Origin of the sequence: Algoriphagus sanaruensis (assembly GCF_001593605.1) — a bacterium.
Taxonomy (GTDB): domain Bacteria; phylum Bacteroidota; class Bacteroidia; order Cytophagales; family Cyclobacteriaceae; genus Algoriphagus; species Algoriphagus sanaruensis.
Map to the genome: position 1 here is coordinate 1,631,857 of NZ_CP012836.1, position 25,768 is coordinate 1,657,624.

The following is a 25,768-nucleotide window of genomic DNA, read 5'->3' on the forward strand; positions in this document are numbered from 1 at the left end:
AGAATAAAATAAACTAAAAACCCTAGTGGAATTAACGAGGTTTAATGGAGTTGAATTTTAGGATTATTTACCTGAAAAAGTCTGTTAGCTCAATTAATTCAAGGACAGAAATTACCCAGCCTATCAAACCCACCCCTAAAAATAATGAGGGAATTCCTTTCAGGTATAAAGTGGAATTGATCGTAAAATTCTCCGGATCCTCCGGATCATACCAAACCTCTAACTTGGTTCCGTCTTCCTTTTTCCAACTGGTTCCGATTTCTAGTTCTTTGGTGATCCATACCTCTTGTTCTGTTTTAAACCGCACCACAGGATAGTACATTCCACCGGATTGAGGAGAGGAAGATTTATAGATTGACTTGAAAATAACAGCCTTTACTTTTTTTCCATGTTGGGTTAAATGCTTGACTTTTTGGAATTGAAAAACTCCAAAACCCACGAAAGCGGTAGAAATCAGGACAACGATTAGTTCGGTCGTCATAGAGTGGAGATGTATAATGAGGTGTAAGAATTAAAAAGGTTGATCGAATGATTTTTTGAAAAACCACTACCGCCTGATTAATGATTTAAATTGATTTAGGATCAGCGTTTTCTTTCAAAAATCCAGTGGATTGGAGGAAACGATCCGCTTCTCGTATCGTCTTTTCAAAATACTCGGGATTCTTTAAGTTAAAGAAGCCGTGCGGCTGGCCTTCATATAGGAAAAGATCACAGCGACTCCCCACTTTTTTCATAACCGTCTGGTAGTAATTCATGGTTTCCACAGGAATCAATTCGTCCTTTGTTCCTAAAAAGATTACGGTGGGCGGTGCACCTTCCCGAATGTTGTGTAGGGGAGAAAAATCTTTGAATTGTTCACCGATTCTTTCAAATCCGTAGCCACCGGGACCATTGTCAATGACGGGATTAAAAAGGACCAAAGCAGAGGGTTTGGTACTGATGCTCATGTCGTCGTTTGGGTCATTAAATCCTTCGATCAAGGCTGTTGCAGCTGCCAAATGCCCTCCAGCTGACCCTCCTGATGCGATGATTTTAGAGGGGTCAATTTGAAATTCTTCTGCATTTTTCCGAATAAATCGCATTGCGGATTTGGCATCCATGAGCGACTCGAAAGGAGTGGTTTTATTCCTGGAATTGACTCTGTAATCGACCAAAAAGCAAACGATCCCTCGTTCAGAAAAATAGGTCGCATGGGGTTCAAACTGTGCCGTTGAACCACCGTTCCATCCCCCGCCAAAAAAGAAAATCATTGCAGGATAGGTCTCGGATTCATGGGTAACCTTTGGTCTGTAAACTTCCAAGGTTAGGTCCAAGGTGTCGATGGTTTTATATACCACCTGCTCTTGTGCAAGGGTAGATTTGGAGAAAAAAATCAGATTGAAGAAAAAGAAGAATTTGATTCGAAGGGTCATTTTTTTGGGGTTGGTTGATTTAAGATAGGTTAAATCTGACCTAAAAATGTCAATAAATCGGGTTTAAATTTCCTCTTCATTTTGCTATCGATACCGAATTGGAAGCATATCCAACCTTAAAAGTACCAAAAGTGTGACGATCAAAATTGTTCCTAGAGATGCCAATACATTGATAGTTTTCTGAACTTTCAGCGGATTCCTAGTCCATACTTGAAGGATTTTCACTAGGCCCAAACCTAAGAATCCTCCAGAAGTATTGGTGATCAGGTCTGTGGTATCCAATGCTCCGATTTTAAAAATGTATTGAGAAGCTTCCAGAAAAAGGCTCAAGAGAAAGCAATAAAGTAGTTTTTTAAGGAAGGATTTCTTGGCATGGAGAACTTGGAGATAGATTCCAAAAGGAAGGAAAATAAGGACATTCAGGATAACTTGACTCAGGTCAATCTTTCCTCCAGATGTGAATAATTCAGGAAATGGAATCCAATTTATACTTCTAGTATCCATGTAGGAAAAGTTGAGTCCCATCTTAAACAGGATAATCCAAACCACCATCCCCAAATAGGTGAGGGCTAAAATCGGGGTTAAATTTAGTGTCAAGTTTGGGTTTTTAGACATGCCCCTTGGATTGTGTTTTTTAGTCTACCAACAAAAACATCATTAAGTTTATTCTAGAAGCATGAATAAATCGGTTACTCGTAGATAAATATTTCCTCTATGGGTTTTTCAAAGAGCTTGGCCATTTTGAAAGCAGTCGGTAGACTGGGGTCGAATTTCTCTTTTTCGATAGCATTTATGGTTTGACGTGAAACTCCGATGATTTCAGCAAGCTCTTCCTGAGTGATGTTTTTATTCACTCTTAGTTCACGAATTCTATTTTTCATTTGTACCGTCGAGAATTGATCAAAAAGGACACGAGGTAGGTGACTCCCATAAACATTACAATAAAGGCAATATCTGCCTCAAAAGGAATTAGGTTTTGTTGGTTCAAAAGCGAAAATGTCAAACCAACGACCACAGACAATCCAAGAGTTAAGGCAATTGACTCAAGATGGATTTTTCGTTCTAATTCATCAAAATGATTGAAAAGATCTCGATTGGCTAATATCATCAGGATTCCTGTTGTAAAATTCACCACCAGCGAGAAGGTGCTGAGAAATACATGATCATCCCAAATGTATTTTTTGCCAAATGTGGCAATAGCCATGGTGGCTACCCAAGTCCAAGTCCAAGCTGCGAGTTTCTTCAGACGTTTTTTTCTTTCTAGTTTCATCGTTTTCATTTTACTTTTGTAAAGTTAACTTTACAAAAGTAAACAAAACTTTACAAAAGTCAAGTTTTGTTTACTTTTTTATCTTTTCTAAAATGAATCCTAAGAATTGGAACTAATTGAGAATAAAAAAAAGACTCAAAGATTAAGATCTAACATAGAACCTATCTTGGGTCTTTACTTGAGTTTAATCTATCTTTTACTTTATAAATAGTGCTTCTTCTTTATTCAATTAGTTCTGGCTTCTTATTTTTCTATAAAAATGAAATAAAACTGTACAAGTTCTACAAGTATTGCTGCTGCGAGGGTTTTCCAAAGCCATTGCCTTTGATGAATTATTTGAAGTTGAAGATTCTCAATTTCAAGGTTAAATTTCTGTTCCTCCTGCTCTTCTTTTCTTTTTAATTTCTCAGCATTTTGGGCTTGATTTTCCAGGAAATCTTGGTAGGATTTAAATTTTAATGATAATGGGCTTGGAGTAATATAATTACTACTTCTTTTTGGCTCTGAATTTAGTAGCCCTTGGTAAACCAATAATTTAATTACCATTTCAACATCCTTTATTATCCTCGGATCATTTTGTTGGTCTATTGTCAAAATGTTTTGTGCATACATCAAATCAGGTAGACCACCTGTTTCTTTAGCTTTTTCAAAAATTTTCTCAGCTAACTCAATTTGAAAATTATCCATTTTTTAAAAATTAAAATTTTCAGAATTTAAAATTTATTTAGTCTTGAGGAATTGTTTATTCCTATAGAACACTGGGTGAGATTCCAAATCCCACCCAATTGTCCAAACAAATTTGAATTTGGTTGATTCCAAATCACTTCACAAACAAAACTCCCACACCCTTCTCCGTAGCCAACTTATTAAAGGCTGGGATGGCGGTTTGAAGGAGGCGCTCAGCTTCGGCTTTGAGCGGTTTCCATTCTTCCATTAGTCGGGCATATTCGGCTTTCGTCCCTTCATTGATTCTAGGAATACTGCTTTCTCCATGATTCATCATAAACATAAAGTTGGCGGTAAACTTATTCGGGAAGTTTTCGACATCGTCGTAAGCAGTAGATCTCCGCTGAACCATCGCCTCATCCCAAGTTTGGAGTTCCTTGATCAAGGTTTCGCCTGCATTTTTCAAATCCTTGTATTCGGACTTTTGGTCCAGTTTTTTAACCAGGTCTGCAAGTTGGCTTTGGTAATTTTTGGCGGTATTTACTAGCGTATGCATGGTGGTCACTTCAGCCTCCAAACTGCTCATCCATTCATGGTAAGCTTGGTAATCTGCAGGAGTCAGGTTATAGCCTGGAATGTCCGCGATTTCACCTTTAGCTTCTACCGATACGCCGCCTGCACTTAATCGAAGCGTGTAGGTTCCTGGGATTGCCTTGTGGCCTGAATAGCTGGACTCGATGTAGGCGGTAGGAATTCCCGGAATGGTGGGATACCGGAGATTCCATACAAACCGGTTAGGTCCTTTTCGGGTAGAAAGCTTCGGATCAGGAGCTGGAGCACCTTCATAAGATTGGTAATCCGGGTTTGATTTAGAACTGAGTTTTCGAACGAGATTTCCTTTGGAATCTAGAACCTCAAGGATGAGTTCAGTGCTATCGGCGAAGGTTTCAGGAAGGTGGTAATTGATAACCATGCCGTTTGCTGGATTGTGTCCGTGGAAAGGATGAGTTCCGGTGAATCCATCCAGATTTCCTCCGTTCATGCTCGAATACCAATTGCCTAAAAGTACCTTTTCTGGGGTGTAGAGGGTGATTTTATCTACTTTAGACTGAACCTCTCGGACGATATTCAGTTCGTCCAGAATCCAATAAGATCTACCCGAAGTGGCTACGATCAGGTCATTATGAGCAACTTTCAAATCGGTGATTGGCGTGACAGGGAGGTTCAGCTGGAAAGAAGTCCAAGTTGCGCCTCCATCTCTGGAAAGATACATTCCCTGTTCTGTTCCTGCGAAAAGGAGATCTTTTTTCTCAGTGTCTTCTCGAACCACTCGGGTGAATGCGCCGTATGGGATTCCCTTGGAAATATTCGTCCAGGTTTTTCCGTAATCGGTGGTTTTGTAAAGGGCCGGTGTGTAGTCATTGAACTTGTATCGGGTGGTGGCGATATAAGCTGTCGCTGGGTCATTTGGAGAAACATCAATCGCATTGACCAAGCATTCCTGCAGTCCTTTGGGAGTCACATTCGTCCACGTTTTTCCTCCGTCACGGGTGAGTTGAACCAGCCCGTCGTCGCTACCTGTCCAGATTACCCCAGCTTCATGTGGGCTTTCGATCACATAAGCGATGGTGCCGTAATTTTCTGCTCCCACGGCCTCGTTGGTAAAAGGTACGCCACCTTTTCCTTGTTTGGCTTTTTCATTTCTTGTCAAATCAGGGGAAACTTCTGTCCAGGTTTTACCCCAATCTGAAGTTTTGAGTAATACCTGTGCGGCATGATAAAAGGTGTTGGGTTCATGCTGAGACCAAATAATCGGAGCATTCCAATTGAAGCGATATTTCATGTCCTTGGCATCCATGCCTAAGTACTGAATCGGAGCAGCCATGATATTGGTCGATCCTTGCGTCTGCATATCTAAAACTTCGATCGTTCCCTGATAGCTTCCTCCCAAGACATAGCGAGGATCATCTGGATCAAAGGCCAAGAAGGCAGACTCTCCACCCGCTGAATAATTCCAATGCTCTTCCGTGATTCCACCCCGACCCAATGCCATACTTGAAATGACCACCGAGGTATTGTCTTGCTGTCCTCCATAAATTCGGTAAGGGAACTGGTTGTCTACATTGATGCGGTAGAATTGAGCTGTTGGCATATTGCTTTGAACAGACCAGGTCTTGCCTCCATTGAAGGAAATAGAGCCTCCGCCGTCATCGGCCAAGATCATGTTATTTGGATTTTTGGGATTAATCCAAAGGTCATGGTAATCGCCATGTGCGCCGTCCACGTCCTCAAAGGACTTGCCCCCATCGATAGATACTAGCATCGGAGCACTTTGCACATATACTTTATGCTCATTGGCGGGATCTGCAAATACTTCGATGTAATACCAGGCCCGCTGGGTGAGTCGATTGCTTTTATTGATCAAGGTCCAGCTTTCGCCTCCATTATCGGAAACAAAAAGACCTCCCAAATCTTTGTAAGTGTCACTTTCGATCAAGGCGTAGACCTTGTCGGAATTTGCCCGAGAAACCGAAACGGCCATTTTTCCTTTTTCAGCAGGAAGTCCAGTTTCGATTTTTTTCCAAGTTTTTCCGGCATCTGTGGATTTGTAAAGGCCAGAACCCGGGCCACCAGATTTCACCTGCCAAGGGAATCGTTGATGCTCCCACATGGCAGCATAGAGAATCTCCGGGAAATTCATATCCATGGAAAGTTCAACCGCTCCCGTCATATTGTCCACAAAAAGTGTTTTCTCCCAAGTTAGTCCACCATCGAAAGATCGATAGATTCCACGGTCTTCGGTTGGTGCATGAAGCGCGCCTTGAGCGGCAACATAGACGACGTCGGGATTGGTGGGGTGAATTTGAATTCTGGAAATGTGTTGTGTCTTTTCAAGACCTAGTTTTTTCCAGGTTTTGCCCGCATCGGTGGATTTGTAGACGCCATCCCCATAGGAGGTCATGACACCTCGAGGGGCATGCTCACCCATTCCCACATAGATGATGTTGGGGTTGCTTTCCGAAACGGCAACGGCTCCAACCGAACCTGTGGTGAAATAGCCATCGGAAATATTCTCCCAGTGTTGGCCGGCATCGCTGGTCTTCCAAAGTCCGCCTCCTGTGGTTCCGAAATAATAGGTGAGCGGGTCATTGACCACACCGGTAGCAGTGACAGATCGGCCACCCCGGAACGGGCCAATATTTCGGTATTTGAGCGGAAAGCTCGAATCAAAAGTTTGGGAGAAAGCAGAAATGCTTCCAAGCAAAAGGAAAATGGAAAGGATTCGTTTCATGTAAGACTGGTGGTTTTGAACAAGGAAGTTAGACAAAACCAAAAATAAATCAGAAGAAGAATCCAGAAAGTCCAAGGAAGTCCTCCGTTTGGGTGAGTGGGGGCGGGCTGTAGTTCAAATTATTCGAGGTCTCGAATGACTTTTAAAACAAAGAAGCCCGATCAGGTGAATGATCAGGCTGAGTTGGTTTAGTTATCTAAAGGGCTTAATTATTTTTCTCTCGGCTTTTACCTCTGCCAGAGGACGAACTTTGAGTTCTGGCTGGAGCTGAACTGGAAGATCTTGCCGGAGAGGAAGATTTCACCTCTGTTCGGCCTTGGCTTCGAGTAGGAGCAGAGGTCCGAGTTTCGGTAGGTCTTGACGGAGCGCTTCTTACGTTTGGAGCGGATTGAGTTCGCTGCTGAGGCTGACGAACGTCCGAACTTCGAGCCGGTGCGCTATTTCTTGGATTCACCGCTTCCCGGTTGGAGGAAGGAGAAGAACTCCGAACTTGACTTTCTCGAGAAGGAGCAGGTCTGGTTTCCTGTCTGCTAGGAGCAGTTGATCTGGTGCTAGGACCTGAAGTTCCTCTAGTTCTGGTTTCCGCAGGTGCCTGCTTCAAATCAAAGCTGCCTTGATTGCCTCTACCACTTGGACTTGCCTCTCTTCTTGGGGAAGGGTTTTCGTAAGCTCCCCGATTGGTGGAGGATCCGCTGGAAGTCGCTGGGCCCACTTGTCTGCTGGAGCGAGCACTTCTGACCTCATTGGCATCCATCACCCGAGAAGGTCTTGCCTCGGCAGTTCTTCCTCTGGATTCATTGATTTCAGGACGGTAAAGTCTCACTTCATTTCTGGCAACCGCAGCTCTTCCCGGAGCTTCTGAAGATCGGATGTTGTACACAGGGACGGCTTGTCTGGTCACCCGTTCCACTTCTCTTCGGCTTGGTCCAGCGTAAACGGAATAGTTGTTATATACTACGGTATTGTTCACCACAGTAGTCCGATTGATGATTTTAATCTTGGTGCGGTGATGCGCATAAGGCGAATAGAAGCCCCAAACATTTTGATGGTAGATTCGGGCAGTTGGAATAAATACCCAGTGACGGGTTGGAATATTGATTCGAACGTTGATCGATACCCCTGGGCCAAGAGGAGCCCAGCCGTAGTATCCGCCCCCTGATCTCCAGCTTACCCAAGCCGGTGCCCACTCATAGCCAGGGATCCAAGCCCAGCTTTGGTAGTAGTCGTCAAAATACCATCTACCGTAGTGGAAGGTTGCCCATCCCCAGTCGTAATCAGAGACCCAGGTGTTGCCATATTCGGTCATTACCCAATGTCCGTTGGTTCCATAAGGATGGAAATCATCATAGACGGCAGGCAGCCAAATGTATCCATAGCGCGCATCCTTCACCCAATCTCCGAAGGGAGTCAAGGCATCGTAGAAAACTTGGAAGGAAACGCCAGAGTAAGCGTGGTTTTCAGCTTTGGCATTGAGACCTGAGCTGAAAAGCAGAATCAGGCCAAGTGCCAGTCCGCCAAGTCCGGTTTTGTTTAGGATAGTTTTCATGGTATGTATTGGTTAGCGTGAGTAAAATTTTCCCTTGTGTTTACTTCTCTTGAAAAGAAGATGCGCACATCAGTTAATTGGTTGCATCGATTAGTTCGAAAATCAGGCCAATTGATAGAAATAATTCGAAAAGTAGGGGGGTAAGGTTATTTTAATTTTGAATAAGTAGCGATCATAAAAATCTACTTTTATTAAAAATTTAAAAAAGATAAAAAATTTTATTTCAATTATTCAGGAACCTAAGGTGGGCTAAGCTCTTTTTTTGCCTTGGTCTTCTTTTTTACGGTTAAATTTTGTTTTGAGTTGGGGGGATTTGAAAAAGTATCGCTTCGAAAAAAAAATATTTTTTTTCGAAATTTTTGATTTCCACCCTCAAATCAGGTGTGGTCCATTGCGTTTTTATTTCTCCATGATCTAAAAATTGGAATTACTTAGGGATTCGAATTTCAAAAGTGGCTCCCAGATTTTTGCCTTCGCTATTCCCTTTGAGCGAACCGGAATGTCGCTCGACAATTCTTCGGCTCAAATACAATCCGATTCCTGTGCTTTCTTCGCCCAGCGTTCCCTTTCTTCCCATCTCTGTAAATCGCTTAAAAAGTCGCTCGGAGGCTGATGGAGAAAAGCCCACCCCGCTATCTTTTACTTGAATCTTGACAAAGTCTAGTTCATACCCTGCCGAAATGGTGATCTTCTGATCGGGGTTGGAAAATTTGCAGGCGTTATGAATGAGGTTTTGGAGAACTTGCCCAAAAAGTTCGGGTTCGACTTTTACGCTTAACCCTTTCGAAATCTCCAATTGAATATCCAAATTCTTTTGAGCAATCGTTCCATCAAGAGTTTCCAGTTTCTGCTGGATCAGGTCATTCAGGGAGATGATTTCTTTTTGGTCTTCGATAATTTCGATTTCCTCGCGTCGTAATTGTTCCAAAAGAAAGCCCAGCAGGTCGATTTGCTTTTGGGTTTCCTTCTGAATCATTTTCATATAATCCTCAATTTCGGGGTCTTTATTTTCGGAGATCGCCAATTCCACTAATCCCAAATTTCGATTGATCGGAGATCGTAAGTCATGGGATATCAAGTCGATCATGTCATTTTTGGCTTGCACAAATTCATCCATGGTCATCAGCGTGCTCTGCACTTTTTGCATCAAGACTCCAGCTTCATCCTTATAGGTCACGGGTAAATTGGGGAGCTCCCGTGTCCGGACATACTTCTCAAGGGCATTCTTGCTTAAGGTCAAAGGGACCAAGAGGTGGTTCAAAATGTAAAGTGTTATTCCTGTAGCGATCAGGGTAAAGATCAGGACCCAAAGGATCACCTGACCTTGACTTAACTGCCCGTGGTTTCCGAGCAGAATGTAAAAAATGATTCCAATCAAGGGAATATGAATTCCCAAAAAGGCGATAAAAAGAAACTTGTAACTGTATTTCGATAAGGGCTTAACTTGAGAAAGTGAATGGTAGATATGCATGGGATAAAATGGATAAGTAGCGACTGCTTGAGTTGAAAATTACGGGGCAAGGCATGAGATTGGATTTTTAAATAAAAGAACTGCAGTGATTTAGTAATGAATGGCAGTTTTTTCAGCCAAAATGATCCTTTAAAAGACTCATCTAAGGATTAATTCTGCCAGCTTCCCCATGTTTGAGAAACGGGATTCAGGTTTTCTAAGATTAAAAAAGTGAAGAGTTTACAGGAATGGAGATTTCGAGTTCTTGAAAAAATTAAAGGGGGTAACGTTTAGTATATGCGTAGTGCGACCGTTTAGGGAGCATTATCGCATATAAAGTGTTATGCCTTCGCCCTTCTTTTTGTCGTATTTTTCAGTGCCCAATTGCATTGAAAAAGTCTTTTAATTTTTGTCGGTCAAGTTGTCCTTCTGTCCGAACACTACTACAAAGGTCAAGCCCAAAAGGTTGAACTGTTTCGATTGCTTGTCTTACGTTGTTTTTGTTTAGTCCGCCTGCAAGGAACAAAGGAATTGGAATTGCTTTTCTTATTTCTCGGCTCAATTCCCAATTATGAGTTCGTCCTGTTCCGCCTAATTCCTTAATAGACAAGTTTGGATTTCCACTGTCTAATAAAATAGCATCCACATACTTAGATACTTCGATTGCTTCCTTTACAGAATTTTCGTCAATAACGTGAATTACTTGAACCAATTTCACATTTGGCAATTCGTCTCGCAGTGATTGATACTCTTGTTTTTCCAATTCGTCAACAATCTGAATTGTCGTAGTATTTACTCTCTTATAATGGTGGATTATGTTTTGTGGTTTTGTTTCACTCGTTAGCAAAAAAGTTGAAATAGGTGGTGGAACTGCCTTGGCAATTTGATAAATGAGTTCATCTCCAATTACACCTGGGCCACTTGGCATATGACCAACCAAACCTAATGCAGAAGCACCGTATTCAACGGCTAATTTTGCTTCTTCAATACTGCTTATACAGCAAATTTTAACTCTTGGTCTTGTCATATAATTACTTTATTTTCAATTTCTTCTGTCATTGACAAAAGGTTAAGTTTGCCGTCATATTCCGCACTAAATGCAAAAGGTTTGTTGTCAAGAATATACTTGTAAATATACCAATCAGTTTTTGGCGTTGGCACTTTCAATAAGTCTTCAAAGCCAATCCACATCAAAGTCCCTTCGTTACAATTTGGTGGTTCAACAATATCAATATCTGCGATATATACATAGCCTGTCCAATTGTATTCTGTCGGAGAGGTTTCTGTCAAAATCCCACAATACTTCATTGTATCAACTTTAATTCCTGTTTCTTCAAAAGTCTCACGTATGGCTGACTTTAAAGGACTTTCAAAAGGGTCAAGTTTGCCGCCAACTGGTGTAAAATTGTCTTTGTTTGGCTCTTTAAGTCTTTTGAGCAACAGGAATTTGTCCTTATGTCTCAGAATGCAGAGTGTCGCAACTCTCTTAAGTCCTATCGGAATTTTATTCATTCAATGTCTTTTTTTGGGTGAGGCATAACTTGTTTATTTATGCACCGTTGGTTCACTTATTTGCCGAATAATGGACAAGTTGGTGAACCATGGGTCATTTTTATTTTTTCAAATAAAACCTTCCACCTTCATCTAAAAAATACCCACTACTGGGTATTTTACAACAAGGCTAGTCTTTATTTAAAGGTTGTGTCCGTTGAGGATGGTGCCGTCTTTGACAGTTTTAAGGTAGGTGATCGCTTTGCCATCTTCGCCCACTTCGCATACCCGATAGGAAGGGAAGGGGTTTCCCCAGCTTCCTCCGAAGTGGCCTGACCATAGAAATGGCTTTTTTCGGTAGATCATTTGCCCATCGATATCATGGTCATGTCCATGGAAGGTGGCTTTTACATTGGGATAAGAAGTGACAAGATTTAAAAAATCGGTGCAAGCCACTCCATTTCTCGTCCAGTCATTCTGGGAAATGTGCACAAATACAAATACCTGGGACAGCTTCCGGTATTCCTCGAGGATGGTTTTGGTAAAATCCAGATTTGCGCAGAGGTATTCCCCCTTTTCATTGGAGCAATCTAGGAGGAGCATGCCGTAATCGTCTTTTTCGATAAATGAAAAATCAGTCGGCTGATTCATCACGCTTAGGAAGGTGCTAGGAGGTACACGGTCATGGTTGCCACGCGTGGCATACCAAGGCATCTGAAGTTGATCATATACTTTCCGCACTTCGGGAAGAAATTCGGGTTGGTCGTGAATCAAATCCCCATTAAAAAGGACAAAGTCCACGTCTTTTTCCCGGTGGATGGCCTCGATCAGATTTCGGTGGGAAGTTTCAAAATCGGTATTTGGTTGGCCCCAGTGTCCGTCAGAAGCTGTGATAAATTTGAGACGGCTGGCTTTTGGGAATTCCATTTTCCCATAGGAAATAAAAGGCATGGTCATCAAGGAAGTACTCGCTAAGGTGAGTTTTTTTAAAAATGGTCTTCGGTTCATGGTTTCAAAATAGTGAATTAGGTGGGAATAGGGAAGTTCTTTTTTACATCCCCCCGGCCCCCTTGTGAAGGGGGAGTTGCTTCTGCGTTTATCAAAGGCTTTATTTAGGGTTGGCTTGGATATTCCCAAAAGCGAGTGAGAATTATTTTAGCGCAATTCCCCCTTTTTAAGGGGGTAGGGGGGATTGCGGTTTTTGATACGAATTGCCACTTGCTAAATAAAATCAGAGATGACTCTATCAATAAATAAAGGCTGAACTCTTTCGAATCCAGCCTTCAAAGTCCTGTGATTACTTCAATTTTCTACTCCTTAGTCGTCTCAATCACTCCGCGGAAGTAGCCCACCGATTCAGCAATCCCCATAAATGGATTATCCATATTCCGCTCATGTTCCAGGCTACACACGCCTGTATAGCCTACTTTTCGAATCATTCGGACCATCGCTGGAAAATCAATAATTCCACGGCCAATCTCCAAGGAGTAACCCAATTTGGTCGGGCCAGTCACATCTTTGATGTGCATGTCAAAGACACGGGTATGGTATTTTTCCATGTCTGCAACAGGGTCTTTGCCATTTCGGGTGTCGTGCCCGATGTCCAAGCACATGCCCATTCGGGGATCTAGATCTTTGGTATGGTTCCACACTTCATCGGCATCTTGATAGATCTTGATATCCGGCCCATGCAAGTGAATGGCGAATTTGAAATCATACTCTTGTACCTTTTTTTCGACATAAGGCAGTAGCTCCACATTGGGTACGCCTACAATCAATTTTACTCCGACGCGCTTGGCATAGGCAAATGCCCGATCAACTTCCTCTTCAGATTTCATGTAAATCGGCCCAACGGCATAACCAGTCACCTCATGGGCTTTCAGTTTTTCATGGAAAGCCGCGATCTCTGCATCGGTACTGTTCATGGGTAAATGAAAATCCTTGATGCACAAATAATGCACGTCCAAAGCCTGTAAGGTTTCGAGGGTCTTGTCAAGGTCAAATCTAAAGAAGGTATAGCCAGCGATTCCTACTTTGAAGGTCTCGCCTGTTTCAGGTGGAAGTTGCGGTCCGGGTCTGGTTTCTTGGGCTTTGCTTATCGTCAGCGATAGGGCAAGCAAAAGCATCAAAAGCGTTGATTTCATGGGTTTGTGTTTGGGTTTTCAATGGTTATATGGAATCTCACTGTGATAATGACTGTCCCCGTGATTGAGGACTGGCATGCTCGATTTCATATGGGTGAGTTTGGATTCGTTCAAACAAGTTAGCAATTGCAGGCAAAAGAGGTTCTGTGGTACTGCCAAATACTGCGGAATCGTTTGCTCTAAAAAAGAGGAGAGGTAATTTCAAATTCCTGAAAACAAAAAAAGCGGAGTGGTAAACTCCGCTTAGTTCTATAATTGTTCTGGATAATTCTATTGGGTCCGAATAGTCAATTTTTCAATCTTCCCATTCAGACTTTAAATCACAATTTCTCTTCAACCCATTTTCTAGCATTTACAAACGCTTCCATCCAAGGGGTGAAGTCGTCGTTTCGTTCGCTAGGGTAATGCGCCCAGTTCCAAGGCTTCAAGCTTCGTTCGATATGTGGCATGATGGCCAGATGACGTCCGTCTTTCGAAGCGATCCCCGCTGTCGCAAAGTCAGAGCCGTTTGGATTTCCTGGATACGCTGCATAGCTGTACTTCATGGCGAAGTTGTATGCATTTTCGACTTTTGGCAAGAAGAATTTTCCTTCTCCGTGAGCTACCCAAACTCCCAATCGCTGTCCGCTCAGGCTACCAAGCATGACGGAGTTATTTTCTGGAACGGTCACATTCACAAAACTAGACTCAAATTTATGGCTGGCATTGTGAAGCATTTTTGGTTTCTGATCGTGATCTGGAGTTACCAAACCTAGTTCGATCATCAACTGACATCCGTTGCAAACTCCCAAGGAAAGGGTGTCAGGTCTTGCATAGAAGTTGTCCAAAGCTTGTTTGGCCTTAGGATTATACAAGAATGCACCAGCCCATCCCTTGGCTGAACCCAACACGTCGGAGTTGGAAAATCCACCTACAAAGACGATCATCTGAACATCGCTGAGATCTTCGCGTCCTGAGATCAGGTCGGTCATGTGAACATCCTTCACTTCAAATCCAGCCAACCAAAGCGCGTAAGCCATTTCCCGATCACCATTCACGCCTTTTTCGCGGATGATCGCAGCTTTTGCATTTCCTTTGGTAGTTCGATAAGGATCAATGCCTAGGGTATTAAATTTACCTTCCCATCCAGTGGCAAAATCATAGCTCAAGGCTTGATTTTTATAATTGTCAAATCGGTCTTTGGCTAATTTTTCACCGCTTTGCTTTCGGTCAAGGAGGTAAGAAGATTTGAACCACAAATCTCGCAAGGCGGATACCTCAAGGGTCTGAGCTTCCAAACTTACTTTACCATCCAAAGTCACTTCCGCTAATTCTACAAAGTCAATTTCTACCTGAGAAAGAAGATTTTCGACCGTGTGATCATTGGCAACTTGGATGAGGATTCCTGGATTTTCTGCAAAAAGGGCTTTAACCACATCCTTTTCACCCAATCGGGATTCCTTCACTTTCAAGCCAACTTCTTGGCTAGGGAAGCACATTTCTAGCAAGGCTGTGATAATTCCTCCCGAAGAAATATCGTGTCCAGCTAAGATTTGGCCTTGGGCGATTAACCCTTGAACGGTTTCGAAAGCTTTGGCAAAATAGGCTGAATCAGCAACCGTGGGGGTTTCTTTTCCTACTTTATTGAGTATTTGATAGAGCGAAGAACCTGCAAGTTTGGCGGAATCCTGGGAGAAATCAAGGTAAAGCACCTTGGTTCCTGCTTGAGGTAAAAGTGCCGCTTTCACGGTTTTGGTGATCTCAGCGCATTCGCCTACGGTAGAAATGATCACCGTTCCCGGAGAATATACCACCTTCCCATCAGGATACTTCTGAGTCATGGAAAGGGAGTCTTTTCCGGTTGGAATATTTACACCCAATTCAATCGCAAAGTCAGAAACAGCCTTCACAGCTCGGTAAAGACGATCATTTTCGCCCTTGTTTTTCGCAGGCCACATCCAGTTAGCTGAAAGGGAAACACCCCTTAATCCATCCTGAACCGGCGCAAAAATCAAATTGGTTAGTGCTTCTGCGATTGCCAGTCGGCTCCCTGCTTCAGGATTAGCCAACGCAGCCACTGGCGCATGTCCAATCGAGGTTGCAATTCCTTTGTTGCCTGTAAAGTCAAGCGCCATTACTGCCACATCGTTCAATGGCAACTGAATTTCTCCGACAGTTTGTTGTGTAGCCACTCGGCCAGTTACAGATCGGTCCACTTTGTTGGTCAACCAGTCCTTGCAAGCAACTGCCTCCAGTTGAAGAACTTCTTGGATGTATTCAGTTAGTTTACCGGCCTCATAGTCTGCTTCAGAGAAGGACGCTTCTTGTCCGCTTTGATCTTCCAAAACTGTCTTAGGAGAGGATCCAAACATGTAAGCCAAATCCCAATCCACTGGCTTTTCGCCTGTTTTTTGGTTTTCAAACTTGAAATGCATGTCTCCGGTCGTCTCACCAACTACATAGAATGGTGCTCGTTCCCGATCTGAAAGTTGCTTGAGGGTATCAATATTTTCTTTTCCTACGACGAGTCCCATTCGCTCTTGAGATTCATTTCCGATAATCTCTTTTGCGGAAAGTGTTGGGTCTCCTACAGGAAGCTGATCGATGTGGATGGTGCCTCCCGTGCTTTCTACCAGTTCAGATAGACAGTTTAGGTGTCCTCCGGCTCCATGGTCATGGATGGATACAATCGGGTTGTTTTCGCTTTCGGCCATCGCGCGAATCACGTTTGAAACCCGCTTTTGCATTTCTGGATTTGATCGCTGGATGGCGTTAAGTTCGATGGCATTCGAAAGTTCACCGGTATTCAAGGAAGAAACAGCTGACCCCCCCATTCCAATTCGGTAATTGTCGCCACCCATGATAACGATCTGGTCCCCGGCTTTTGGCTCTCCTTTTTTGGTGTAATTGGCATTGGTAAAGCCAATTCCTCCAGCCAGCATGATCACTTTATCGAATCCGAATTGCTTGTCGTTTTCTTCGTGTTCGAAAGTCAAAACTGAACCAGCAATCAATGGCTGACCAAATTTATTTCCAAAATCTGAGGCTCCATTTGAAGCTTTGATCAGGATGTCCATTGGAGTTTGGTAGAGCCAAGGTCGCTCAGAAAGATTCTTCTCCCAGCTCCTTCCTTGTTCCGATCTGGAATAGGAGGTCATGTAGACGGCAGTGCCAGCCAATGGAATAGACGCGGTACCACCCGCCAATCGGTCACGGATTTCACCCCCTGAACCAGTTGCAGCTCCGTTGAATGGCTCAACAGTCGTCGGGAAGTTGTGTGTTTCCGCTTTTAGAGAAATGACGGTGTCAATTTCTCTTGGCTCGAAAAAGTCAGCTTGATGTTGTGTTTTTGGAGCGAATTGCTGAATTCTTGGGCCTTGGATAAAGGCCACATTGTCCTTGTAGGCCGAAGCAATTCGGTTTGGATTTTTCTTGGAAGTTTCTTTGATCAATTGGAAAAGCGTCATTGGCTTTTCTTCTCCATCGATAACAAAGGAACCGTTGAATATTTTATGACGGCAGTGTTCGGAGTTTACTTGAGAAAATCCGAAAACTTCAGAGTCCGTAAGCGGACGGCCGAGCTGCTTGGAGACATTTTCCAAGTAATCCACCTCTTCCTGGCTTAGTGCCAATCCTTCAGATTTATTGTAGGAAGCGATGTCGGTGATCGCTTTGATAGGCTCTGGCTGAAGGTGGATGTCATAGATTTCTTGGTCGAGTCCAACGTATGCTTTCTGAAGCATAGGGTCGATCTGTTCACCTTCTTGGATAGGGAAAAACTCCTCGATACGCTGGATTCCCTGAATTCCCATGTTCACCGTGATTTCTACGGCATTCGTAGACCAAGGGGTGATCATTTCTTTTCGAGGTCCGGAATATTTTCCGGCCACTTTTTCGCCTGGGATTAACTGGGCTTCGCCAAAAAGCCAGGTGAGTTTTGAAAGGTCTTCAGTGCTAAGAGGGTGTGGAACTTGAACTCCGTAGATGAGTTTCTGAGGGGATTCAAAGAAGAAAATCATGTCCTTGGGCTGGTAAGTCGCAAAGGTAAGGAATTGGCAGGTAGAATGGAAAATCGTCAAATTGAAAAATGGTTCTTGGATCGAGTTTTCTTGATTGTTGGATCAGAATTGCTTCTTAGTCGCTTTGGTAAGCTAGTTGGTTGTTTACCTATGTCTTTAAATCTAGGGTTTGAATCAAATGCCCCTTCTAGGAAATGGAATACAGTTTTGAGGGTTTAGAGTTCCCCGCGCCAATTTAGAAAAGGGAAGACAATGATGGTAGAAATGCTATTTATTATCAAAAAAATATAAGAAGGCTTAATGGGGTTTTGGTAAAATTTTAGTTTGTTAAAAGGGTGATAGTAGATTTAATGTTTTGAAATACGATTATTTTTCAGAATAAAAGCAATATCATTTTGTTTTCTATTCGAATTCCAAATAAAATTTTTTGAAAAAACCTTGGAAACTTTGGAACAATTGAAAGTTTCCATAGTTTTGTAGTCAAATTTGAACGGAATTGACAACGCGAGAAAGAATTTTGGAAATAGCTACGGAGCAGTTTTCCCGTTTTGGGGTCCGTACAGTGACCATGGAGGATATTGCCCGGCAGATTGGAGTCTCAAAAAAAACCATCTATCAGGAGTTTGCTGATAAAAAGGATTTAGTAAAGGAGGTTTTTTCCAGGATCTTGGAATTAGACCGGAAGAAACTTGCCTTCATCCTTGAGGAAGAAGATGGCGTGATCGAGCATTTAGTTAAAACCTCTCGAATGATGCGTGAGCGTCTCAGTTCGATGAATCCTATGGTAATCATGGAGGTTCAGAAATATTTTCCCGAGGCTTGGAAGATGTTTGAGGAATTTAAGGAGACAGTCATTATGAATGATTTGGTCCGAATGATCGAGCGGGGAAAAGAGCTCGGCTATTTTCGTCCGGAAATCGATTCAGCCATCTTGGCAAAAGTTCGTGTCAACCAGATTACGAATGCTTTTGATCCGATGAATTTTGCAAATCCCGACTACAACCTGGTCGAGGAGCAAGTAGTGCTTATGGATCATTTTCTCCATGGGATTTTTACAGAAAAGGGCCGTCAGGCTTACCAGTCACAGAACCAACGATTTGAAAATATAAATTAACTATGAAGAATTACCTACTGATTTTGGCCTTTTTGGGGCTGGGTGTGGGGCAGGTGCATGCACAAGAAGTCGTTCAGTTGACGCTGAAAGACGCCTTGGAGTATGCGATGGAAAACAACGTAAACACCAGAAATGCCAGATTGGAAACCTTGGTTTCTAAGGCGACGATCAAGGAAACCACTGCCACAGGTCTTCCTCAGATTACGGGTGCATTCAACTTGGATTACAATCCGAGTATTCCGGTGGTGTTCCTTCCGAATGAACCTCCTTTTGGAAATCCTGACATCCCTGGAGATGTGATTCCAGCAAGATTCGGGATTAGCTACTCTTCAGGCTTGGCGGTCAATGTCAAGCAAATGATCTTTAACGGGTCATTTTTTGTCGGCTTGAGAGCGGCTAGAACATTGGAACAACTGACTGATTTTGACCTTAAAAAGGCCGAAAATGATGTGGTCGAAAATGTGAAGAAAGCCTATTTCGGTGTATTGGTGAGCCAAGAGCGAGTGAAATTGGGAAAGGCTAATTTGGCGAGATTGGATACGCTTCTTAAAGAAACCAAAGCATTGAATGAAGCTGGATTTGCTGAGAAAATTGAGGTTTCCAGAGTTCAAGTTCAGCGAAACAATGCCTATACTCAGTTTGAGCAAAGTATAGCAGCCTATCAGATCAGTCAGCAAATCCTAAAGCTTCAGATGGGTATGCCAATGGATTACGAGTTGGCTTTGACTGAGACGCTTACCGAATTAAATCCAGCGGCAGAGATTCAGGAATTATTGACCACAGAAGCAAGTGGACGAGTGGAAATGAATCAATTGGAAACCAACATTGAATTGGCCAAACTGGATTTGAAAAACAATCTAGTGCAATACATGCCGACTATTGATTTGAATGGAAACATCAGAAGATCAGGAGCTGGAAATGAACTTAATCGAGTGTATAACAAACAAAATTGGTTTGGTAGCTCCCTGATCGGGATATCGATGAGCATTCCAATTTTTGATGGATTGGCTAAATCTGCCAGAATCCAAAAGAACAGAATCCAGATTTCTCAACTAGAAAATCAGCGAAACTTCTTGACAGAAAGCTTTAAGAATGAAGTGTTTACTGCCAAGACGAATTTGAAAAATGACTTCGATTTGCTGGAAGTTCAGCGCGAAAATCTTGATTTAGCAACAGAGGTCTTCCGAGTTGCAAAAGTGAAATACCAAGAAGGAGTAGGCTCCAATCTTGAAGTAGTAGATGCCGATGCCGCTTTGATTCAGGCAGAAATCAACTACCTCGGAGCGATCTACGATGGACTGATTTCCTTGGTAGAATTAGAAAAAGCCCTTGGTCTTTTGAAGGCTGATTTGACAAACTAAACCAACCCCATTTCCTTAAACACCTTTCATTCATTATGAAACCTATCAAGAGATTTTTGACTGTATTCGCTTTAGCCGGATTGACCTTCGCTTGTAGCAAGGATGAGTTGGCGACTAAAAAAGCAGAATTAGAGTCCCTAAAGGCAGATCTAGCCAGCATTAATACTGAAATCAAAACCTTGGAGGAGGAGATTTCAAAGCTGGATCCTGAATTTGCAGCAGCAAACAAAAAATCCATCCTCATCACTACCGCTCAAGCTCAGAAAACTGAATTTGTTCATTTTGTGGAGGTAACCGGTTCGGTTCTTTCCAAAAAGAATGTCAGTGTTAGCGCTGAGACTGCCGGTCGAGTGATTGAAGTTCCGGCCATCGAAGGAATGCGCGTAACCAAAGGCCAAGTATTGGCTCGAATTGACGCAGAATCTATCCAAAGAAGTATTGACGAATTGGAGACCAATCTCAATTTGGCAAAAACCATTTTTGAAAAGCAGGAGCGTCTCTGGAACCAAAAGATTGGAACCGAAGTCCAGTACCTTGAAGCCAAAAGCCGCAAGGAAGGACTCGAGAAAAGTCTTGCCGGCTTAAAAACACAATTGGATAAATCGATCATTCGTGCGCCATTCAATGGAACAATCGAGACGGTTCAGGTAAGATTGGGAGAGTTGGTTCAGCCAGGTACCCCAGTTTTCCAATTTGTGGGAGAAAGCGATTTATTTATCGAGGCTGATATTTCAGAGAGCTTTATTGGGGTATTAGCTAAGGGTGATTCGGTAGAGGTAAGTTTCCCTTCTATCAATAAAACGATCCAAACGAAAGTGTCTGCAGTAGGATCCATCATTAATCCAAACAACAGAACATTTAAAGTTGAAGTGTTTCTTCCTGCTATTTCGGAGGTAAAGCCTAATATGATTACGGTATTGAAAATCCAGGATTATAAAAACCCGGCGAGCGTGGTTGTTCCAGGACATTTGATTTTGTCAGATACCAGAGGTGACTATGTATTTACTGTCGAAAATGGCTCTGCGAAGAAGAAATATGTGAAGCGTGGAATGGCCTATAAAGATCAAACCGAAATTTTAGAAGGCTTGACTGGAAGTGAGCAACTCGTGGACAAAGGTTTCCGAGAAGTAGGGGATGATTTCAGTGTAACCATTGCGGAACAGTAAGCCATGACAGATTTTCAAAAATCAAAGACTATCCGTGAGTTTGGGTTGTCCTCCTTCAGTGTGGACAATTCTACTTCCGTGGTCATTTTGACCCTGATCATCACGGTTTTGGGCTTGGGAGCCTACCGAACCATGCCTAAGGAAAGTTTTCCGGAAATTGTGATTCCTACAGTATATGTGGGAACTCCTTACCCGGGTAACTCGCCGGTGGATATGGAAAACCTGATTACACGTCCTATCGAGAAGGAATTGAAATCCCTCAACAACGTGAAGGATATCAAGTCTACTTCAGTTCAAGATTTTTCATCCATTGTCATTGAGTTTACCCCTGGGGTAGAAATTTCCAAGGCAATTCAGGATGTAAAGGACGCCGTAGATAAATCCAAGAGTGAGCTTCCTTCTGATCTAGATCAAGATCCGAATGTTTTGGAGGTTAACACCTCCGATTTCCCGATCATGAACGTGAACATTTCTGGTCCTTATTCGGAGCAGGAACTGAAGAAGTTTGGGGAATATTTGGAAGATGCGATCGAAAAGCTTCCTGAAATTTCTAAGGCTGATCTAGCCGGTACCGTAGAGCGAGAAATTCAAATCAATGCTGATCCGTATAAAATGGAGGCAGTAGGGGTGAGTTTCTCGGATATTTCTGGTGCTATTCAATCCGAAAACTTAACCATTTCTGGCGGCAGCATTCGGACCGGAGAATTTGAGCGAACACTCCGGGTAGATGGGGAATTCTCTGATCCTAAAGAGCTGTTGGACATCATTGTCAAGACGGATCAAAATAAGATTGTTTACCTACGTGACGTTGCAGAAGTTAAGGATACGTTCAAAGACCGGACTTCCTATGCCCGAAGCAAAAACCTTCCTGTGGTAACGATCAATGTGACCAAGCGAAGTGGTGAAAACTTGCTCGATGCTGCGGATAAAATCAAAACCTTAATTGATAATGCGAAGACCAATCGTTTTCCAAGCAATTTGGAAATCAGCATTACCAATGATCAAAGTAAGCAAACGCGAACCCAAGTAGCGGATTTGGAAAACTCCATCATCTTCGGGATCATTCTGGTGGTTTTGGTGTTGATGTTTTTCATGGGATTCCGAAACGCCCTTTTTGTGGGTTCGGCGATACCATTGTCCATGTTTATCTCCTTCCTGATCCTCAATTCATTTGGAATTACCCTCAACTTGATGGTGTTATTTTCCTTGATTTTGGCTTTGGGGATGTTGGTGGATAATGGAATTGTGGTAGTCGAAAATATCTACCGACTCATGCAGGAGGGAAAATCTCCCATGCGTGCAGCCAAGGAGGGTGTCGGTGAAGTGGCATGGCCGATTATTTCTTCTACAGCAACTACTGTAGCGGCATTCTTACCTCTTGCTTTTTGGGAGGATATCGTGGGAGAATTTATGAAGTTCCTTCCGATTACCTTGATTATCGTCTTGTCCTCTTCCTTGTTTGTGGCCTTGGTGATCAATCCAGTGATGACCTCCATGTTTATGAAAATCGATGAGGTCGGAAAGGAAAAGCCTAAGCGAAAGCCAATTATTGTGGCGGGGATTTTCTTGACTCTGGCTGTAATTTTCTATTTGGTACAATGGACTGCAATGGGTTCTCTTTCTCTTGTAGCTTCTTTGTTGACTTTATTTAATGTGTTTGTCCTTCGCAAAGCAATTCTTTGGTTCCAAAGTGTACTTTTAGTCAAGTTGGAGAATGCTTATGAAGCTACCTTGAAGTATGCATTGAGTGCCAAGCGTCCTTACTTTGTATTTGGTGGAACCTTCCTTTTGTTGATCGTATCGGTAGGCTTGCTTTTCGTAAGAGCTCCAAAGGTTCTGTTCTTCCCAGATAACCAACCACAATTGGTCAATGTCTTCGTGGAATTCCCGATCGGAACGGACATCGAGGCAACCAATGCTTTTGTAGACCAGATGGAAGACGAAATGATGGTTGCCCTGAATCCATATCAGGATATTATTGAGTCTGTTATTTCTCAGGTGGGACAGGGAACCAGTGATCCAACTGAAGGACCTAGCCAACAAGCTACACCTCACAAAGCAAAGATTACCATTGGATTCGTGGATTACATCGATCGTCAAGGTATTGATACCAATGATGCGATGGAGGCTATTCGTGATTTGGTAGTCAAATATCCTGGTGTTTTGATCACAGTGAACAAACAGCGAAATGGACCTCCGGTGGGTAATCCGGTGAACATTGAGTTTGTAGGGGAGGACTTTGAGCAGTTGATTGCATTTGTAGAGCAAACCAAAAATTACCTTGAAGGACAAAACATTGCTGGTATCGAGGAACTAAAGACTGACTTGTCCTTGGGAAGCCCTGAGCTAGTGGTGCACATTGACCGAGAAAAAGCAAGACGATTTGGCTTATCTACCTCTCAAATTGCCACGGATTTGAGAACCTCACTCTTTGGTCTGGAAGTTTCCAAATACAAAGAAGGGGAAGATGATTTCCCAATTCAATTGAGATTATCTGAAGACTATCGCTATGACATTAGCACCTTGGTGAATAAAAAAATTGGATTCAGAGATAAGTTTGGAAACAAGCGTGAAGTTCCGATTTCTGCAGTGGCAGATATTGAGTATGGATCCACCTATGGCTCAGTGAAGCGAAAGGATTTGGAAAAAGCGATCACCATGTTCTCCAATGTTTTGGATGGCTACAATGCTACAGAAATTAATGCCCAAATCAAGCAAATAATGGATAGCTATCAAGTTCCGGATGGCATCACAGTGAAATACACTGGGGAGCAAGAGGAGCAGGCTAAATCCATGCAGTTCTTGATTGGAGCATTGGGGATCGCAGTTTCTTTGATCTTCTTGATTATTGTGGCTCAGTTTAATTCTGTAGCGAGTCCATTTATTATCATGACCTCTGTATTGTTCAGTACGATTGGGGTATTCTTAGGTCTAGTGATTTTCAACATGGATTTTGTCGTAATCATGACAGGAATCGGAATTATATCCCTTGCTGGGGTAGTAGTTAACAATGCCATTGTATTGATTGACTACACCAATCTTGTTCGAATTCGAAAGCGTGAGGAAAAAGGAATCAAGCATGGTGAATATTTAACCTATGAAGACTTGCTAGACAGTATCATTGAGGCAGGTAAAACCCGTCTTCGACCTGTTCTTCTAACCGCTATTACAACAGTCCTTGGATTAATCCCATTAGCCATCGGAATGAATATCAATTTTAGTACGCTATTGAGCGAATTTGATCCTCAATTCTATGTTGGTGGAGATAATGCAGCCTTCTGGGGACCGATGGCATGGACCGTGATTTTTGGGCTAACCTTTGCCACGCTCATTACGTTAGTGATCGTACCAGTCATGTATTTGTTGACAGATAAGCTTTCAATGAGCCTGCGCAAGTTAAAAGCATGATTGATTTAAGGTTGGTGGTTTTTTAAAGAAAACCTCCGGGGCAATGTCCCGGGGGTTTTTTGCTTTTTATGGCGAGGATACTTTCTTTCTGTTAATTTCGCATTCCCAAAAAAGGAAATGACATGCAAGAGTTGAAATGGTATGTGATGTACACGGCCTCCCGATCTGAAAAGAAAGTTGCTGAAAGGCTTCGGGAAAATGGCTTGGAAGTCTATTTGCCAATCGTGGAGGAATTGAGACAATGGTCGGATCGCAAAAAGAAAGTTCAGCGCCCACTTTTTAATGGCTATGTGTTTGTAAAAACCAACCGAAACAAACTTTGGGAATGCCTTCAAGTCCCCGGAGCGGTGAAGTTTGTCCACTTCTCTGGAGCTCATGCAACTATTCGCGAAGAGGATCTGGATACGATCAAGCGTGTGGTTACTACGGGAGTGGCAGTGGAGACCGATGGCTCAGAAATTGAACCCGGAGAAAAAGTTAAAGTAATGGGCGGTCCCCTTCAAGATATGGTTGGAGAGTGTATCGAGAAAGGAAATAAGGACTACTTCCTGATTCGAATCCCAGGGATTTACCAAAATATGTTGATTACTATTGAGCGTAAATTTCTTCAAGTTTTACCTAACTAGAACTAGCAATTCATCAAAATCAAAACAGCTTTCCAAGTTTTTGGAAAGCTGTTTTGATTTTATCTTGATTCGAAATTTTCGGATGCTTTATTCGCGCTCTTTCGGAATGAAAAATCTTCGGTAGACGATCTGTGCTTGGAATAAATGATCCCCCCAGCGATTAAACCCTACGCTTCCATCCAAATTATCCGAAAAGGTCCAAAGCATGGTTCCTTCTCCGGAAATATCAGAATAAGGTCCCAATCGTAAGCTCAATCCAGCCCGAACTGGTACATATCCAGTCGTGATATTTGATTTTAGAGGTTTTTCTTCAAGACTAAAAGATTTGGTTTGTTCGGTTGCCACTTGCATGACACCAAGGCCTACACCTCCGTAAAGATTGACTTTGGTGCGGTACATATGGTTTTGAAATGGGATAAGGTAAAAAGAAGGCATCATGTCAAAGTAATAGGCAGGGCCTTTGGCTGTAAATGAGGCATTTGCGAAATACCATTGGTCGGTTACCGCTACACTTGGATTGCCACCGCTACTGATCCACTGAATTCCAGTGGTAGTTCGAAGCTCTATCATTGAGGTCAACTTCTTGGTAAGAGCTAATGAAAAGGCAGGTTTAATTGCGAAATTCATGCTTCGGTATTGCCCTCCATTGTCCAGATAAGCGAAAGATGGTCCAAGACCAATAGTTACAATATGGTCTCTAGAGTTTCGCTCTCGATAAAAATTTTGTGCAGAGATACTTGTGCTGTATAGAAAAAGGATAAAGAATATCCAAGGGGCTAGGGCTTTCATTTTTCCTCGGTCTTGGTTTAGAAAATCAACTGGTA

Annotated in this window: 20 protein-coding genes; 5 read left to right on the forward strand and 15 right to left on the reverse strand. The window is 42.7% G+C overall.

Features of this window, described 5'->3' with window-relative positions; translation table 11 throughout:
- Positions 1-67 precede the first annotated feature (67 nt).
- The 14 genes from AO498_RS07265 to purL all read right to left on the reverse strand — a co-directional run bounded on the left by AO498_RS07265 (position 68) and on the right by purL (position 17,269).
- Positions 68-481: a DUF3592 domain-containing protein gene (locus AO498_RS07265; protein WP_067545328.1), complete on the reverse strand. Its 414-nt coding sequence runs from the start codon at positions 479-481 to the stop codon at positions 68-70.
- Positions 482-566: 85 nt separating this feature from the next.
- Positions 567-1,412, reverse strand: coding sequence for an alpha/beta hydrolase (locus AO498_RS07270; RefSeq protein ID WP_067545332.1), 846 nt, complete (start codon positions 1,410-1,412; stop codon positions 567-569).
- Between the two features lie 84 nt (positions 1,413-1,496).
- Positions 1,497-2,027, reverse strand: coding sequence for a VanZ family protein (locus AO498_RS07275; protein WP_067545335.1), 531 nt, complete (start codon positions 2,025-2,027; stop codon positions 1,497-1,499).
- Between the two features lie 74 nt (positions 2,028-2,101).
- A complete protein-coding gene (locus AO498_RS07280) occupies positions 2,102-2,293 on the reverse strand; it encodes a helix-turn-helix transcriptional regulator (protein WP_067545338.1) in 192 nt (63 codons plus the stop codon).
- Positions 2,290-2,682 (reverse strand): hypothetical protein, encoded by a 393-nt coding sequence (locus AO498_RS07285; protein WP_236778649.1) that lies wholly within the window; start codon positions 2,680-2,682, stop codon positions 2,290-2,292. The genes AO498_RS07280 and AO498_RS07285 overlap by 4 nt, the downstream gene beginning before the upstream one ends.
- 243 nt (positions 2,683-2,925) lie before the next feature.
- Positions 2,926-3,369, reverse strand: coding sequence for a hypothetical protein (locus AO498_RS07290; RefSeq protein ID WP_067545344.1), 444 nt, complete (start codon positions 3,367-3,369; stop codon positions 2,926-2,928).
- A 133-nt stretch (positions 3,370-3,502) separates the two neighbouring features.
- Complete coding sequence (locus tag AO498_RS07295; RefSeq protein WP_067545347.1) at positions 3,503-6,640, reverse strand: WD40/YVTN/BNR-like repeat-containing protein; 3,138 nt, start codon at positions 6,638-6,640, stop codon at positions 3,503-3,505.
- A 205-nt stretch (positions 6,641-6,845) separates the two neighbouring features.
- Positions 6,846-8,186 (reverse strand): DUF6600 domain-containing protein, encoded by a 1,341-nt coding sequence (locus AO498_RS07300; protein ID WP_067545350.1) that lies wholly within the window; start codon positions 8,184-8,186, stop codon positions 6,846-6,848.
- Between the two features lie 427 nt (positions 8,187-8,613).
- Positions 8,614-9,657, reverse strand: a complete 1,044-nt coding sequence (locus tag AO498_RS07305) for a sensor histidine kinase (protein ID WP_067545354.1) — start codon at positions 9,655-9,657, stop codon at positions 8,614-8,616.
- Between the two features lie 352 nt (positions 9,658-10,009).
- Entirely contained in the window at positions 10,010-10,663 is a 654-nt protein-coding gene (locus AO498_RS07310) for a phosphoribosylanthranilate isomerase (RefSeq protein ID WP_067545357.1), read from the reverse strand.
- A complete protein-coding gene (locus AO498_RS07315) occupies positions 10,660-11,148 on the reverse strand; it encodes an NUDIX hydrolase (protein ID WP_026947420.1) in 489 nt (162 codons plus the stop codon). The genes AO498_RS07310 and AO498_RS07315 overlap by 4 nt, the downstream gene beginning before the upstream one ends.
- A 180-nt stretch (positions 11,149-11,328) precedes the next feature.
- Entirely contained in the window at positions 11,329-12,135 is an 807-nt protein-coding gene (locus tag AO498_RS07320) for a metallophosphoesterase family protein (RefSeq protein WP_067545359.1), read from the reverse strand.
- A 302-nt stretch (positions 12,136-12,437) separates the two neighbouring features.
- Positions 12,438-13,271 carry a sugar phosphate isomerase/epimerase family protein gene (locus AO498_RS07325; protein WP_067545362.1) on the reverse strand — a complete coding sequence of 278 codons (834 nt, stop codon included), beginning with the start codon at positions 13,269-13,271 and terminating at the stop codon, positions 12,438-12,440.
- 320 nt (positions 13,272-13,591) lie between these two features.
- Positions 13,592-17,269, reverse strand: coding sequence for a phosphoribosylformylglycinamidine synthase (gene purL, locus AO498_RS07330; RefSeq protein WP_067545365.1), 3,678 nt, complete (start codon positions 17,267-17,269; stop codon positions 13,592-13,594).
- 496 nt (positions 17,270-17,765) lie between these two features.
- On the opposite strand from purL, the gene AO498_RS07335 reads away from it, so the two are divergent.
- From AO498_RS07335 to AO498_RS07355, 5 genes are all read left to right on the forward strand, one after another.
- Positions 17,766-18,383 (forward strand): TetR/AcrR family transcriptional regulator, encoded by a 618-nt coding sequence (locus AO498_RS07335; RefSeq protein WP_067545368.1) that lies wholly within the window; start codon positions 17,766-17,768, stop codon positions 18,381-18,383.
- Between the two features lie 2 nt (positions 18,384-18,385).
- Positions 18,386-19,744, forward strand: a complete 1,359-nt coding sequence (locus tag AO498_RS07340; RefSeq protein WP_067545371.1) for a TolC family protein — start codon at positions 18,386-18,388, stop codon at positions 19,742-19,744.
- Positions 19,745-19,779: 35 nt separating this feature from the next.
- The gene (locus AO498_RS07345; protein ID WP_067545373.1) at positions 19,780-20,910 is read left to right on the forward strand and encodes an efflux RND transporter periplasmic adaptor subunit; all 1,131 of its coding nucleotides are present in this window, start codon (positions 19,780-19,782) and stop codon (positions 20,908-20,910) included.
- 3 nt (positions 20,911-20,913) lie between these two features.
- On the forward strand, positions 20,914-24,318 hold the full coding sequence (locus AO498_RS07350) for an efflux RND transporter permease subunit (protein ID WP_067545376.1): 3,405 nt from the start codon (positions 20,914-20,916) through the stop codon (positions 24,316-24,318).
- Positions 24,319-24,440: 122 nt separating this feature from the next.
- The gene (locus tag AO498_RS07355) at positions 24,441-24,944 is read left to right on the forward strand and encodes a UpxY family transcription antiterminator (RefSeq protein WP_067545379.1); all 504 of its coding nucleotides are present in this window, start codon (positions 24,441-24,443) and stop codon (positions 24,942-24,944) included.
- 87 nt (positions 24,945-25,031) lie between these two features.
- Here the strand turns inward: AO498_RS07355 and AO498_RS07360 are convergent, their stop codons facing one another.
- Positions 25,032-25,733: a hypothetical protein gene (locus AO498_RS07360; protein WP_067550327.1), complete on the reverse strand. Its 702-nt coding sequence runs from the start codon at positions 25,731-25,733 to the stop codon at positions 25,032-25,034.
- Between the last annotated feature and the right edge of the window lie 35 nt (positions 25,734-25,768).